Genomic DNA, 14,148 nt, shown 5'->3' on the forward strand with positions numbered 1-14,148 from the left:
AACGATGATACCGACGCGCGCAGAAGTCGCCGTGATAGGTGGCGGCCCCGTCGGCCTGACTGCAGCAAGCCTGCTGGGCCGACTTGGCATCAATTGTGTTTTGTTCGAGCGCAACCAGACAACGGCCTTTCATCCAAAGGGTCACGTGGTGAACACCCGGACCATGGAAATTTTCCGAATGATGGGTATGGCCGATGGTGTCGACGCAGAGGCTCTTCCACTTGAACGACACGCCGGCATCGGGTTTGTCACCAGCCTTCTTGGCGATGAGATCGGCGCGATCAAGACGCGTAGCGATCCTGAATGGGCCCGCGTCGAGCGCTCTCAGAGTCCCATGCTGAAGCGCTCCTGCCCGCAGGACAGGCTGGAGCCGGTGATCCGGAAGCATGCGGAAGGCTTCGAATGCGTATCGCTGAACTTCGGCTGCAATGTCATCGGCATCGAACAGCAGGATGAAGCCGTCACGCTGAGATGGGAGGACGCCGGCGGCAGGTCCGGCAGCACGCAGGCAAAATACGTGATTGCCGCGGACGGTACGCGCAGTGAAGCGCGCGATGCCGTCGGTGTCGGCATAAGCGGCGAATCGATGGGTCAGCAAATCGGGATCTATTTCCACGCCGATCTTTGGGAATATGTGAAAGACCGGCCTTACCTGCTCAATTGGATATACAATTCCAAGACGTCAGGCGTCCTCATTTCTCTGGATGGTCGCCATCGCTGGACCTACAATTTCGGCTATGCGGATAACGAGACGCGGCATGACTTTTCCGAAGAGCGCTGCCTGGACATCCTCCATGCGGTCATCGGCACAGACGATATCGAAATCGAGATCAAGAATATCATGCCGTGGCGAATGCAGGCCCGTATTGTCGACGCCATGTCGTCGGGGCGGGTCTTCTTCGCCGGCGATGCCGCGCACCCGCTGCCACCGACCGGCGGTCAGGGGGTAAACACCGGCGTTGCCGATGTTCATAACCTGGCATGGAAACTGGCTCTCGTGCTCAAGGGGTTGGCGCCTGAAAGTTTGCTGGAGACCTATGACACGGAGCGCCGACCGGTCGCCAAATTCAATGTCGAGCAGAGCGCGCGCAATGCCCGGGCCATGGAAAAGAAGGGCCTGTCGGGAATGCTGTTCAATGACAACAAGCTCCTGTCCAAACTTGAGGGACCCGCGGGTGCGGCAAACCGGGCGAAGCTTGCCGAGGGCATTCCGGAACAGCGCGCGCATTTCGACTATCCGGGCCAGACTTTCGGCTTTCGCTATGAGTCCAGCCTCGTCACTGGAGATGGAACGCCCGCGCCGCCTGTCGAGGTTGAGACCTACACGCCAACGGCGCGTCCGGGTCACCGCGCTCCGCATATTCCGGCACATTTCGACGGCCGGGACATTTCGATCATCGACCTTTTCGACCTCGGCTCCTTCACACTTCTCGCGGGCCCGAAGGGGCAAGCCTGGAAGGCGGCGCTCGAAGACGTGGACGGCAAGACACTGCCCAAGGTCAATGCCTATCAGCTTGGAAACGACCTCGATGTTGAACTCGACCTGGACGCCTGGAAAGAACTGTATGGCGTCTCGGATGAGGGGGCGGTTCTCATTCGTCCCGACGGTCATGTGGCGTGGCGTTGTTCCCAAGGCGGCGATACGGAGGCCCTGATTGCCGCGCTTCGCAGGTCGATTGGCCAGAATTCCAAGTCTGGAGACGAAATCGTTGCGAGAAAGACCGTGTTGAATGCCGCATCCTGAATACCAGACAGCAGTCATCATCAAAGGAGCTGGTGGTCCCGAAGTCCTCGTCGCCGAGCGGGTGCCTGTTCAAAATCCCGGCCCCGGCGAGGTGCTGATCCGGGTTTCGGCGGCAGGCGTGAACCGGCATGATGTGCATCAGCGTGCGGCGGGAAAGCACAGCGATGGCCAGGCTGTTCCCGGGCTCGAGGTTTGCGGCACCGTCGTTGCCGTAGGCGAAGGCGTGGGCGGCGTCGCCAAAGGCGAGCGTGTCATGGCACTTGTCCAGGGTGGCGGATATGGCCAGTATGTCGTCGCAAATGCCGGCCTGGTGATGCCGGCCCCTGTTTCGCTGTCCGATGCCGAGGCCGCTGGCATTCCGGAAGCCGTGTTCACGACATGGTGGAACTTCTTCAATCTGATGGCGCTTGAGAAAGATCAGTTTGCGTTGTTTCACGGCGGCACAAGCGGTGTTGGTCACATCGCACTGCAGGCAATGTCGGCCCTGGGGTATAATGTTCTGGCAACCTGCGGCAGCGACAAGAAAGTGTCGGCAGCTCTGAATTTCGGTGCCAGAGCCGCCTTTCGTTACGATGACCCAGAGCTTGCGGACAAGGTTCTGGCGGCCACCGGCGACATGGGCATATCCGCACTCCTGGATGTTTCCGCCGGCGCGCATATAGTTCAGGATCTGAAGATGATGGCCCCGGATGGTATAATGGCGCATCTGTCCGGCGGTGGCGGAGCCGATCTCAGCATTCCATTGCGGGAGATCATGGCCAAGCGCATTCGCATCACCGGTTCGCTGCTGCGCCCGCTGCCGATGGCGCGCAAGATTGCCGTCGCCAATATGATCCGCAAGGATGTCTGGCCGCTTTTCGGACGCGAGGTGCGGCCTCAGATCGACGGCAAGTTCGACTTCACCAAAGCGGCCGATGCGCATCGCATGATGGAAAACAACAGCCATATCGGTAAGATAATCCTTGAAGTCCGCCACGATTGAATGGCCAGCAAGCGGTCTTCGGGCAGCGAAAGGTAGGCTTGTCCAGTTGCAATGCGTCGCGGAACGTTTTCCGCTCAATTTCAGTACGCTGCCGAACTGGCATCCGGGTGGGTCACTTGCCTTGGCATCACGGCTGATTTTCGACTAATAGGGGGTGACCGCGGACTTGAAAACGCGAAACATGGCATTGGCAAAGCCTTGCGCTTATGCACCCGGAGAGCAGTTCGAGAATGGCCACCAAGGGCGGATCACGCTACACAAGGATGCTCGATCAGTTTACGGAAGACAAGCCGGCCTGGACCGTGGCCGATTTGGCGAGCCAGCTCGATATCGCCAGCAGCACTTTATACAAATGGGTCCGGGAACTCGTGGCGCTTGGCTTTCTTGAGGCCACCCTCGACGCCCAATATCGACTGGGTCCGGCGTTTTTGGAGTTCGAACGCCGTTTGAGGCGAACTGATCCCCTGTTGCGCGCGGGTGATGTGTTTCTCGCAGACCTTGTCGAGAAGGCAGGGTTTGAGTGCACGGCGATTCTGGCACGGCTTTATGGAAACAAGGTCATGTGCGTCGCCGATGCGCATAGCGCAGGCATGCAGTTGACCAGCAGCTTCGAAAGAGGGCTGCCCATGCCTTTGACGAAAAGCGCGACATCGCGCGCCATCCTGTCCGTTATCGAATCACGCCGTCTGAAGCGCTTCCTCCAGCGTGAAACCGAGTTGACGGGGCAATCATTGAGCCGATTTCTGGAGGATGTTTTTACAACGAGAAAGCAGGGATACTGGATATCGCATGGCGAGGTCGATCCGGGTGCAATGGGCATTGCCGTTCCGCTTTTCGACCGGCAACTCGGGCTCGAGGCTTCGCTCAGTCTCGTTGTGAGAACTGATGATGTCACCGAGGAAGAACTTGGCGGAGTGATTGCTCTGCTTGCGCAGACGGTTGAAAGCATAAGGTCGTTTCTGGCGGCATGGCATAAGGCGCCTGAAGCCGGATAAGACTTCAGGGGCACGCAGTGTCGAGCACCCGCACCCCTGAAGCAGACGTAAGCGTCCTATGATCGCAGAATGGCCTTGCCCCATGTGTTGAGGGACCGCGCCTCGTGCGGCCAGTCTTCGCACGGGCGGTCGTGAATGACTTCAAGCTCAGCCGAAATTTCGATCCAGTTGCCGTCCGGATCGGCGACAAAAGCAAAGAGATTATGACCAGGTCCATGCCGACCTGGGCCCCATATCAACTGAATATTCTTGCTGGCGAAATGCTCGCACCAGTCGCGAAGATAATTCCATTCCCCGGCTTCATAGGAATGGTGATCCATGCCCGTGCGGTCGCCATCAAACGCGGCAATGGTGTGGTGCTCGTGATTGGACGTCACGAAAATCGTAGCGATCGATCCGTCCTCGCGCACCACGCGGTCAACCATACGGAACCCGAGTTTCTCGTGATAGAATTCATAGAATCCGGTGATATTCTGCGTTCGATAGGTCATGTGCTGAACCGGGCCCCAGATAGGTTTTCCGCTGTTTGCCCGGGGCCAGCCCATTGCTTTCACATAAGCGGCTTTCGATAGTCCGAACACAACCACATTGCCGTCGTAATCGCGCACGGCGAACGCGCCGTCCCTGAAATAGGGCGACGGGCTTTCGAACATTTCAACGCCCTGCGACCGTGCCCGCTCGCGGATCATTTCCAGACCGTCGGCGTCTCGCACCGCAAGTCCGGAAAACCCGAGCTTCCGGTCTTCCCCCTTCAAGACGATCATGCGGCGGGCCGGTCCTTCGCACCGCCATTCCGTATCGGAGATCTGTTCCACCTCCATCTGCATGGCGCTGCCGTAAAATGCCGCAAGCCTCTCCGGGTTGGCGCTTTCGAAGGCAACGTGGTGAAGGTAGGCGCCAGCTTGGGCGACGGTATCGGACATTTGCATTCTCCTCCAAGTTTTCACGTTGCAATATTATCTAAAAAAGAGAATACTGCAACGAAATAGAATTGCAAAAAAGCAATCTCCCGATCCGCGCATTTTTGATGAGGATCGGGATTGAGGGGGCAAGCATCGCAATCCGGCAAGCAGGAGGAGCAGAAGTTGGAAGATTCCAAAGGGAAATGTCTGGCGCAGACATCGGCATGTCGCGGGGCAATCGACCGCGACGATGTTGCGTTGTTTCGTTGCAGCAGACGACCGATCGTCAAAGCATCCAGCCGCCATTACGAAGAGGGGCTGATTTGATGACAGAGCCGACCGGGCGTGACCTTCACGCATCAAGCTTCATATCGCCGATCTCTTGCGCCGATATTTACGATACCTTCCATGCCGAGGTGGACGTCTGTTTTCTGCAGTTCAGAAGCCTTGGAAAATGGAGGTCTTTCTTCGGGCCGGCGGAGACGGTTTCGACGTTCGAGGATCACTCGCCGGTTCTCGCTGCGGTTTCTACTGCCGGCAACGGACGTGTCCTTGTCGTGGACGGCGAGGGGTCACTGACGACCGGCTTGATGGGGGATCGTCTTGCGGACATCGCCAGACTTAACGGCTGGGCCGGTGTTGTCATCAATGGGGCGGTTCGCGACAGCTTGGCAATCGATGCCATGGAGTTTGGCGTGAAGGCGCTTGGCACGACCGCAAGGCGGGGATGGCATGCGACCTCGGGCAAGCTTGGAGAACAACTGCGTTTCGGTGGCGTCACCATCAATCGCGGCGACTGGATCTATGCCGATCGGGACGCGGTCTTGGTCAGCAGATCGGAGTTGGAGTTGGCCTCCGTCAAGGGCGCTTTGATATCTGAAGACAACGGGAGGGAAACCGGGACGACCGGACTTGAAGGCGCGTCCTGATCGTCCGGGAAAATCGGGTCGCCGCGATATGCTGACCAAAACCGGCATACGTGAAGCGACGACATGCATGCCACATGACGATGGGTAGGAACATGACAGAAGTTATTGAGACCGACGTGCTGATCGTCGGAGCAGGCCCGGTAGGGTTGTCATTTGCAAACGAGCTTGGCTATCACGATATCGACTATGTCCTTGTCGACGAGGGGGAGGGCAAGATCTTCTTCCCGGCAGGCGAAAATATCTTTTCGCGCACGATGGAACATCTGCGCCGCTGGGGCATCGCCGAGCGGGTGCGCTTCGGTGACGCGATATCGCCCGACTATCCGCGGAACATGGGATTCTGCACCACCGTAGACGGCTGGCCGTTGGCACTGTTTCCGGGCGTGTCCAATGCACAAGCGCCCGTGAAGGATCCGTATTCGCCGGAAGGCGGATTGTTCTATCCCAAAAAAGGGTTCGATTCTGCATTGCGGCAGGCCGCGGAGGAGAACGGCGGCGATCTGCGATACGGTCATAGGCTGATTTCGTTCGAACAGGATTCCGAATATGTGACGTCCACGGTTGAACGTCTGAAGACCGGAGAAACGTTTCGGATACGCAGCCGATATCTCGGGGCATGCGACGGCGCGCGCAGCACCGTTCGCAAACAACTGGGCATCAATTACATTGGAAACTTCGGCGAGGGGTTCAATTTTGCGGTATACTTCCGCTGCCCCGGCCTCGGAGATAAGCTCAAAAGCCTGTTCGGGCAGGACATGGCACAAGTACATACGGTTTGCCATGACAATCGTGCCTATCTCACGGCAGTCGACGGCCGTGACGAATGGCGTTTCTCCATGTACACGGAAGAAAAACGGGATTTTGACCCGAAAGAAGTGGTCGCAGCGGCCATCGGCCAGGGACTCGCGTTCGAGGTGATGCAGGCGCAGCCGTGGACAGGTCACCGCGTCGTCGCAGAGCGCTATAGGGACAACCGTGCGTTTCTGCTTGGCGATTCAAATCATCTCCGTTGGCCAAAGGGTGGATTCGGCGCCAATACTGGTATCGGTGATGCGGTAGATCTCGGTTGGAAACTTGCCGCGCGATTGCAAGGCTGGGGTGGAGAGGCTTTGCTCGACAGCTACGAAATCGAACGCAGACCGATAGCAACACGCAATACCAACGAAGCGGCAAATAACCGGGTGTTCGACGGCATGATCGTTCCGGAGCCGCACTTGGAGGACGATGACAAGAAGGGAGAGGAAGCGCGCCAGCGGATGAGGGACCTCCTGTTCGCCCTGCGTTACCGGGAGTTTACAACGGCCGGAATTCAACTGGGACATCGCTATCGTCAATCGCCGATCTGCATTCCGGATCACAGTCTGGAGCCGCCGGACGATCACATGCTTTATCGCCCGTCAACATATCCCGGCGGCCGGGCGCCGCATGCCTGGATGCATGCTGGCCGTTCAACGCTGGATCTGTTTGGCAAGGGGTATGTCCTTCTGGCTTTCGGCAAAACAGCAGGAACCGATGCGTTCCTTGCCGAGGCCGAACGCATGGGCATACCTGCCGAAATGCATCTGATCGAAGAAGAGCAAATCGGTGTGCTTTATGAGAAACCGCTGGTGCTCGTGCGGCCGGATGGCCATGTCTGCTGGCGTGGTGACCAGCTTCCCCAATCATCAACGCAATTGTGGAGCACGGTTGCGGGCCGGCAGAGTGCGGATGGACCATGAGTGGTGTGATGGTGCTGCGGGCGTCCGCCGCAGATCGAGGCGATCACGGGCCTTGTCGGGTTCAGGCGCGTCTTTTGCCGACCGGTTGCCCGGAGGCCGCCTTCGGCGGCATGCCATCGCGCTGTCCCCGCAATACGGTCATGATCGATGTATCGATGCGCCCAAACTTTACCGTTGCCATGCCGCATGCGATATTTTGCCTGAAGGCGGACTTTCTCCGGAACGCGCGGGTCTGTAGCTAACATGACGCAAGACAATTACGTGCGATCGCTGCAGCGCGGTATCGAAATACTACAGATCATAAACCAGAAGAACGGTCTGAAGGCTGCACAGATCGCGGCCATTGCGAAGATCCCCCGGTCCTCCGTCTACCGGCTGCTGGAAACTCTGGAGCAGATGCGTTTGATCGTAAGAGACCAGACCAGTGACAGCTGGCGCGTTGCCGTTCATGCGAAGTCGCTCAGTTCCGGCTTTCGCGATGAAGATTGGGTCATTCAAACGGCTGTTCCCGAAATGGTGCGGCTGGGTCGTCAGGTTCTCTGGCCACTTGATCTGGTTACATTCCGCAATTCGGTCATGGAGATCCGGGAATCCACACATAATCTCAGTCCGTATTCTCTCGATCATGGGATGGTCGGTTTGGGTCTGCCCATTCTCAATTCATCAAGCGGGCGAGCCTATCTGGCCTTTTCTCCCGATGATGAGCGGGAACACGTCCTGGCCGCCCTGAGCGTCGAGCTCGGCGTAGAACCGCCTTTCGTGACCATGGATGGTCCATTGGAAAGGATACTGGGGCAATGCAGGGAGTTGGGCGTCGGATTTCGTCGTGAGGGCTTTCGACGTGAAACCATGAGCATTTCGGCTCCGGTCGTTTTCAAGAAGCGCGTAATTGCATGCTTGACGATGGTCTGGATCAAGTCGGCGCTGAGCTTCGAAACGGCCGTGGCAAACTATCGTGATCTGCTCGTTCAAACCGCCGGCAGCATCGCCAGTCAGGTCGAAAAGCTGGACATCGAAATCGAACAGGCGAACGATTGATTTCCCGTACCGCAGACTTGAAAGTGTTTTTCTGAAGCGAAATTGGGGGCATGGCGCTGGTCCGCATCAACGGGATCCAGCGCCTGGATGCGTCAGAGTTTTGATGCGTCCATATTCAGCTTGTGTTTCGCAACCGCCGCCTGCTCTCGCGCCAGCGCCCGCTGGAATGAAGGGCGTGCGCGAACCCGTTCGGCATGGGCTGTGAGAGAGGGATAATCTTCCAGGTTAAATGCGCCCTTCGCCGCTGTGCTGAACACCCAGTACACGTAGACATCAACAATCGACCAATGCTCGCCGTACCACCATGTAGAAATCGACAGCGTTTCTTCGGCGAACTTGGCTTCCTTGTTCAGCTTCTCCAGTCCGTCCTCCGCAATCCCGCTGACGTCGCCCTTTCTCCATTTCTGGGGATTCCTGATTTGGCGTACCATGGGATGCAGCATGCTGCTGCACCAGACAAGGTCGCTCAGCCCCCGGGCATCATCATACGGATCGCCACTACGGGGTAGTAAGCCGGCATCGGGGTAAATCTGGTGCAGGTAAGACAGAATGGCCGGATTTTCGGTCAGTATCTTGCCGTCAACCGAGAGCGTGGGGACCTTCGCCTTCCGGTTCTGTGCAATATATTCGGGGCTGTATTGCTGGTTTCCGCGAATGTCGACCCATTGGTCGACATACGGAGCGCCGGCCTCTTCGAGTGCTGACAACGTCACCCGTGAGCAGGCGCCCGGATAGGCATATATGACGGTTTCGCTCATGTGTTCCTCCTATGGCGGTGTAAATATCGCGAGGGCGACGAGATCGGCGGACATCCTTTCGGACATTCCGTTCGTTTTGAATCTGGCCCGGTCCTGGTTGGTTGTTCGGCAAAGTGTGCCGTGTTCCCGGTGGCCTTCAGACGCGGGCGAAGATGCCCGGTTCACCGCCTGAGAGTACGGACATTGGCCGCCGGCGGTAACATTTCGCGCACCTGGAGATCGCACTCGAATATCTCCCGCAGGCGTTCCCTGACCGTGTGGCCATGTTCCACGACGAGGTTTTCCGCGCGCGACGATTGTCCTCTTCGAACCGCTCCGAAGATCGCTTTGTGCTCTCCGTGCGCCTCTTCCATGCGGGCCAACCCGTCCTCATCCTTCTTCAACGTGAAAAGAAAGGTAGACGGTGAAACGAGAGGCATACGGCTGAGGTTCGCATAGACCTTGTTGAGCGTGGAGCGATTGGCTGCCTGGATGATGTTGAGGTGGAACTTCTCATTCGCACGTGTCCATCGCGACAGCTTCTCGGCCGACGTTCCCGCACCTGACAACAGGTCATCGCACTCGGCAATGCACTCTTCGAAGACTTCCAGGGCCCTCCCGTTCAGATGCCCCTCCTCCATTGCAGTGCGGATGGCGAGACCTTCGAGGGCGCTGCGTACGTCATATGCGGACAGGATATCGTCAACCGTAAATTCGCAGACGGTGAAGCCTCTGTTCGGGTGCCCTTCAACAAGGCCGTCGGCCTCCAGCATGCCCAGAGCGACGCGAACCGGCGTACGAGAAACGCCGAACGTCTCGGCAATGTCCCGCTCTTGCACGCGTTTGCCTGCCGGCAGTTCTCCACCCAGTATCATTTCGCGGAGCTTCTGCGCCACGATTTCGGTGTTGGTGAGCGTTCCAGCCCGCATCTGGAGTTTGCTCTGCGACTCTCCGTTCGAATGTGCCACCTATCACTCTCCAGCGCTTCAGACTTCACCTTCTACACCAAACCGACCTTTTGTGGGGAGCTGACCGGCCGCGTTAAGAGCTAGCCAGCTTGGTGTAAATCGTATGTGTATGCCAAATAGCATGCCATTTTGCAAAAAATCAATAAATCTCTTTGCGTTTTGCCATCGATCAATTAGTTTGGCATGCCATAAGGGAATTGAAGGCGAGTTTGGAGGAGCGAGCAGGCGTTGCTCAAAAGGCGACGTTGCCTCGAAAGCGGCGGCAGAATGAGTGGAGGGGACGGCATGTTTTTGGAGTGCGGCCGCTCATGGCAGCTGAGGAGTTCTCCGGGATCGCCATCTCTGAACAGCTGGGCTTCTTCTCTCTTTAGGATTCGATTTCCTGTGAAAGAGAATGGAATTAGACGTAGTATAACTTTCTTTGGGAGGAAAGATTGTCAAACTTTAGAGCTTTTACGAAAATAGTATCGGTGGTCAGCGTCGCCTGTTCCACGCTTCTATTTGTATCTGCCAGCGCTTATGCGGCAGAAAAACTGAGACTGGTGACCAGTCTTCCAGCGCCTTCTTTCCTGTACAAGGACATTATTGCGGTCTGGGCAAAAAATGTCACGGACGCGTCCAACGGCACGCTTGATGTGGAAGTGTTTCCGTCCGGGGCTTTGGGCCGGGATCCCGCGTCGCACCTCGACATGGTCTCTCACGGCATCGCCGACATCGGCTATGTTGTTGCCGGCTACACGCCGGGCGCTTTCCCCGAAACAACAGTGATGGAATTGCCTGGCGTAATTCCCTCTGCGACGATCGGTTCGCTCGCCGGTGCCAAGATGGTGAAGCAGGGAATGTTCAAGGGCGTGGGCATGGACGGTGTGATGATACTGGGCATGTTCTCGACCGCGCCGACCATTCTTCACACCACCTCCAAGATCGGAAATCTGGATGAGCTCAAGGGCGTGCGGCTTCGCGGAGCGGGTCCGCAGTTGCTGGCCTCGATCGAGGCTCTCGGGGCGACACCTGTTGGCGGGATCACAAGTTCCAACCTCAGCGAGGCTTTGTCACGCGGGCTCGTCGGCGGCTCGGTGAACGAATGGGTTGCGGCGACGATTTTCGGCGTCATTGAGTCCGCGAAGTTTCACGTCGATGTCAACATGGGAACCTCGCCAATCATGGTCGTGATGAACAAGGCGAAATACGAATCCCTTTCGGACGAACAGAAGGCAGCGATCGACAGCAATTCGGGGGAGGCTTTTTCCCGGCTCTGGGGTGAGCAGTTCGATGCGAACAACGATAAGCTCCGCGCCAAGGCTCTGGGAGATCCTTCCCAGCAGATGGTGAACCTTGCGCCCGAAGAAAAGGCCAAGTGGGACGCGCGCCTGCAAACCGTTGTCGACGGCTGGATCAAAAAAACTCCAAATGGCCAGCAAATCTTCGATGCTTACAGCGACGCAATCGCCAAGGCGAGCAAGTAGTCCATCCGAATTTGGTAACGGCCAAACGACAGCATCATTTGGCCGTTGCCCATACTCACCTTTCATATTCATCAATCTGATGTCGGCTGAATCCGGATCTCACCTTTACAGAGTGGAGTAAAACATTTGCCGTTCATAGATAATATTGCGCGCCATGCAACGCGATGGCTGGCTCTGCTGGGCTTTGGGGGGCTCCTGGTCCTTGCGATCATGACTGCAGTGGATGTGATCTCCCGGTCATTGTTTTCCACTCCGATACATGGGGTCAACGACGTCAGTTCGGTCGTCATGGCGGTCGTGATCGCATCATGCATACCCGCGAGCCTTTACGACCGCAGCAATATCACGGTCGAGGTTCTCGGCTCCGTGGGCGGGCCGTGGCTTGAGCGTCTGCTCAGGGTTTTCTCCAGCCTTGTGGTCTTCATCTTCATGTTGCTGATGGCCTGTTACTTTGTGCCTTATACGGAAGAAATCTACACGACCGGACGCCAGACCTGGGTACTGGCTTGGCCGGTTTGGCCCTGGTGGGTCGCGGCAACGACGTTCCTGTTCTTGGCCGCTGTCGTGCAATTCCTGAATTTAATCAATGATATCATTGTTATGTTGACCGGGGGGCGGGTCGATCCGCAAGGGATCGAAACGAAGCCAGCCAAATCGCATGACGCAAACTCGGAAAGTGGTTTGTAAAAATGGAGCCTTCTGTCATTGCTCTGATCGGCTTCGTCGCCATGTTCACGCTGGTCGCGCTCCATGTGCCGATCGGTGTTTCCATGGCCGTCGTCGGTATTGTCGGCTTTGCCTCGATTGCCGGCTGGGATCCCGCGCTGTCGCTTCTCGCTTCGGAACCCGCCTCGACAATGGCCAGTCTCGATCTGGCCGTCATACCCCTGTTCATGCTCATGGGTGGTCTCGCCACTGCAGGCGGCCTGGCCAAGGACATATTCGAGACGGCGGAAGCGCTTGTGGGACATCGCCCCGGTGGCCTTGCCGCCACGACCATTGTCGCCAGTGCCGGTTTCGGTGCCGTTTGCGGCTCGGGCGTTGCCACCACCGCGACATTCGGGCGGGTGGCCCTGCCGGAGATGCTCCAGCGCGGTTATTCCCCCGGCAGTGCGGCCGGCGCGGTTGCCGCCGGCGGAACCCTCGGGATCATCGTGCCGCCTTCGAGCATCATGATCCTGTACGCCGTGCTGACGGAACAGTCCGTTCTTTCGCTCTTCACGGCAGCCGTCATTCCGGCCATTCTTTCAGTGACGCTCTATATGATTGCGATCTGGTTCGTCGCCAAGCGCAATCCGGCTGCCATGCCTGGAACAGAGCGTCTCCCCTACAGGGATCGGATCAGAGCCATCGGCAAGTCGTGGGGCGCCATAACACTGGCTATTATCGTGCTGGGTGGCATTTACTCGGGGATCTTCACGGTCAACGAAGCAGCCGCAATCGGCGTGGTTCTGGCATTCCTGTTTGCGATCTTTCGCGGCCGTCTCAACCGCAAGACGTTTCTGGTCGTGCTGTCGGATGCCAGTGTGTCCACCGTGATGATCTACATCATGGTGTTTGGGGCAATGATATTCTCCTACTTCATCAGCATATCGGGTGTGACGACCGACATTGTGGTCGGTATCAACAATCTGAACCTGCCCCCGCTTGGAGTTATCTTCGTGCTGGTGGTGGTCTATCTCTTCCTTGGGTCCATCTTTGACGAGGTGGCCGCCATCGTTGTGACGCTGCCGTTCGTGTTGCCGATTATCGTTGCGATGGGCTACGATCCGGTGTGGTGGGGCATATTGAACGTTGCTCTTGTTGGCGTGGGCATGCTGACACCGCCCATCGGCATCAATGTTATGCTCTTGAGCTCCATGCGATCGGACATTCCTCTCTTCACGATCTATCGGGGAATTACACCGTACTTCCTGGCGGATTGCGTTCGCATCCTAATCCTCGTTCTGTTTCCTCAAGTGACGCTGTGGTTGTTGCATGCAGTTTAGAGCACATCCATTGAACGCAGAATCGGATTGAGGATTCCTTTGCTACCGAAATTCGGATTCCCTTGCTCCGAATGATGGTTTGGTCGGATGGAACATGACCCGAGCTTTCAGCGATGATCTTCGGAGCCGCGTCTTGACTGCTTCACGCGATGACATGTCGGCGCGCTGTCGGCATGGTCGAAGAGGCAAAAAACATCACGCTCGACGAGATGGTCCTGCGACTGACCGAAGAATGGGAGTCTCCCTTGGCTGCAGCGGTCTTCATGTCTGGCTGCGAAAGCGCGTCTGGACATTCAATAGGGGACCCGCACCTGCATTGGAGCAGGAACGCCCCGACCTTCTGAAGCGCGGCCGGGACTGGTTCGACGGGCAGCTCGATCTCGATCCGGCACGTCTCCGCTTCGAGGTCAGGCTATTTGCGGAGAGCGGTGCCGTTCCCATATCCCCCACGGATACTGGAAAGCGACATTCACCGGAGCACTCAGACTTTCGAACATGACCGCACCCATGGCCCTCGACCGCGCGATGAACGGGATCGCGTTTCTGGCCTATCTTGAGCCGTTTCTCGTTCCAACCGTGGCACCGGGCAACATCACTGAAGGCGGTCTTGCGCGCAAAAGCCGAGCGGACCGTCGATGCATTTTGGGATGCCGTCGCTCGTCGAGTTCGAGAAGCAGCAGA

General features: G+C 57.4%; 12 protein-coding genes and 1 pseudogene. 10 read left to right on the forward strand and 3 right to left on the reverse strand.

From position 1 onward, the window contains the following. The first annotated feature begins 4 nt into the window (after positions 1-4). The 3 genes from ACU5AZ_RS15050 to ACU5AZ_RS15060 all read left to right on the forward strand — a co-directional run bounded on the left by ACU5AZ_RS15050 (position 5) and on the right by ACU5AZ_RS15060 (position 3,721). The gene (locus ACU5AZ_RS15050; RefSeq protein WP_446823151.1) at positions 5-1,744 is read left to right on the forward strand and encodes an FAD-dependent monooxygenase; all 1,740 of its coding nucleotides are present in this window, start codon (positions 5-7) and stop codon (positions 1,742-1,744) included. Next, positions 1,731-2,726, forward strand: a complete 996-nt coding sequence (locus tag ACU5AZ_RS15055; protein ID WP_446823152.1) for a zinc-binding dehydrogenase — start codon at positions 1,731-1,733, stop codon at positions 2,724-2,726. The genes ACU5AZ_RS15050 and ACU5AZ_RS15055 overlap by 14 nt, the downstream gene beginning before the upstream one ends. Positions 2,727-2,956: 230 nt before the next feature. Then, the gene (locus ACU5AZ_RS15060) at positions 2,957-3,721 is read left to right on the forward strand and encodes an IclR family transcriptional regulator (protein ID WP_446823153.1); all 765 of its coding nucleotides are present in this window, start codon (positions 2,957-2,959) and stop codon (positions 3,719-3,721) included. Between the two features lie 56 nt (positions 3,722-3,777). Here ACU5AZ_RS15060 and ACU5AZ_RS15065 read toward each other — a convergent pair whose 3' ends face one another. Next, positions 3,778-4,644 carry a VOC family protein gene (locus ACU5AZ_RS15065; RefSeq protein WP_446823154.1) on the reverse strand — a complete coding sequence of 289 codons (867 nt, stop codon included), beginning with the start codon at positions 4,642-4,644 and terminating at the stop codon, positions 3,778-3,780. Positions 4,645-4,949: 305 nt separating this feature from the next. Here ACU5AZ_RS15065 and rraA point away from each other — a divergent pair, with 305 nt between their 5' ends. The 3 genes from rraA (at position 4,950) to ACU5AZ_RS15080 (ending at position 8,308) form a co-directional block, all read left to right on the forward strand. After that, positions 4,950-5,552, forward strand: coding sequence for a ribonuclease E activity regulator RraA (gene rraA / locus ACU5AZ_RS15070; protein WP_446823155.1), 603 nt, complete (start codon positions 4,950-4,952; stop codon positions 5,550-5,552). A 92-nt stretch (positions 5,553-5,644) separates the two neighbouring features. Then, positions 5,645-7,270 carry an FAD-dependent monooxygenase gene (locus tag ACU5AZ_RS15075; protein WP_446823156.1) on the forward strand — a complete coding sequence of 542 codons (1,626 nt, stop codon included), beginning with the start codon at positions 5,645-5,647 and terminating at the stop codon, positions 7,268-7,270. Positions 7,271-7,513: 243 nt separating this feature from the next. Next, positions 7,514-8,308 carry a helix-turn-helix domain-containing protein gene (locus tag ACU5AZ_RS15080; RefSeq protein WP_446823157.1) on the forward strand — a complete coding sequence of 265 codons (795 nt, stop codon included), beginning with the start codon at positions 7,514-7,516 and terminating at the stop codon, positions 8,306-8,308. Between the two features lie 92 nt (positions 8,309-8,400). Here the strand turns inward: ACU5AZ_RS15080 and ACU5AZ_RS15085 are convergent, their stop codons facing one another. Together ACU5AZ_RS15085 and ACU5AZ_RS15090 are read right to left on the reverse strand one after the other, a co-directional pair. Continuing rightward, positions 8,401-9,066, reverse strand: coding sequence for a glutathione S-transferase family protein (locus tag ACU5AZ_RS15085; protein WP_446823158.1), 666 nt, complete (start codon positions 9,064-9,066; stop codon positions 8,401-8,403). Positions 9,067-9,227: 161 nt separating this feature from the next. Continuing rightward, positions 9,228-10,013 carry a GntR family transcriptional regulator gene (locus ACU5AZ_RS15090; protein WP_446823159.1) on the reverse strand — a complete coding sequence of 262 codons (786 nt, stop codon included), beginning with the start codon at positions 10,011-10,013 and terminating at the stop codon, positions 9,228-9,230. A 470-nt stretch (positions 10,014-10,483) separates the two neighbouring features. Here ACU5AZ_RS15090 and ACU5AZ_RS15095 point away from each other — a divergent pair, with 470 nt between their 5' ends. The 4 genes and pseudogenes from ACU5AZ_RS15095 to ACU5AZ_RS15110 all read left to right on the forward strand — a co-directional run. Continuing rightward, complete coding sequence (locus ACU5AZ_RS15095; protein WP_446823160.1) at positions 10,484-11,479, forward strand: TRAP transporter substrate-binding protein; 996 nt, start codon at positions 10,484-10,486, stop codon at positions 11,477-11,479. 126 nt (positions 11,480-11,605) lie between these two features. Beyond that, positions 11,606-12,166 carry a TRAP transporter small permease gene (locus ACU5AZ_RS15100; protein WP_446823161.1) on the forward strand — a complete coding sequence of 187 codons (561 nt, stop codon included), beginning with the start codon at positions 11,606-11,608 and terminating at the stop codon, positions 12,164-12,166. A 2-nt stretch (positions 12,167-12,168) separates the two neighbouring features. Further along, on the forward strand, positions 12,169-13,467 hold the full coding sequence (locus ACU5AZ_RS15105) for a TRAP transporter large permease (protein WP_446823162.1): 1,299 nt from the start codon (positions 12,169-12,171) through the stop codon (positions 13,465-13,467). Between the two features lie 167 nt (positions 13,468-13,634). Next, positions 13,635-14,061: pseudogene (locus tag ACU5AZ_RS15110) on the forward strand (IS630 family transposase); the annotation flags it as partial. Between the last annotated feature and the right edge of the window lie 87 nt (positions 14,062-14,148).

The organism is Rhizobium sp. PAMB 3182 (assembly GCF_052908355.1).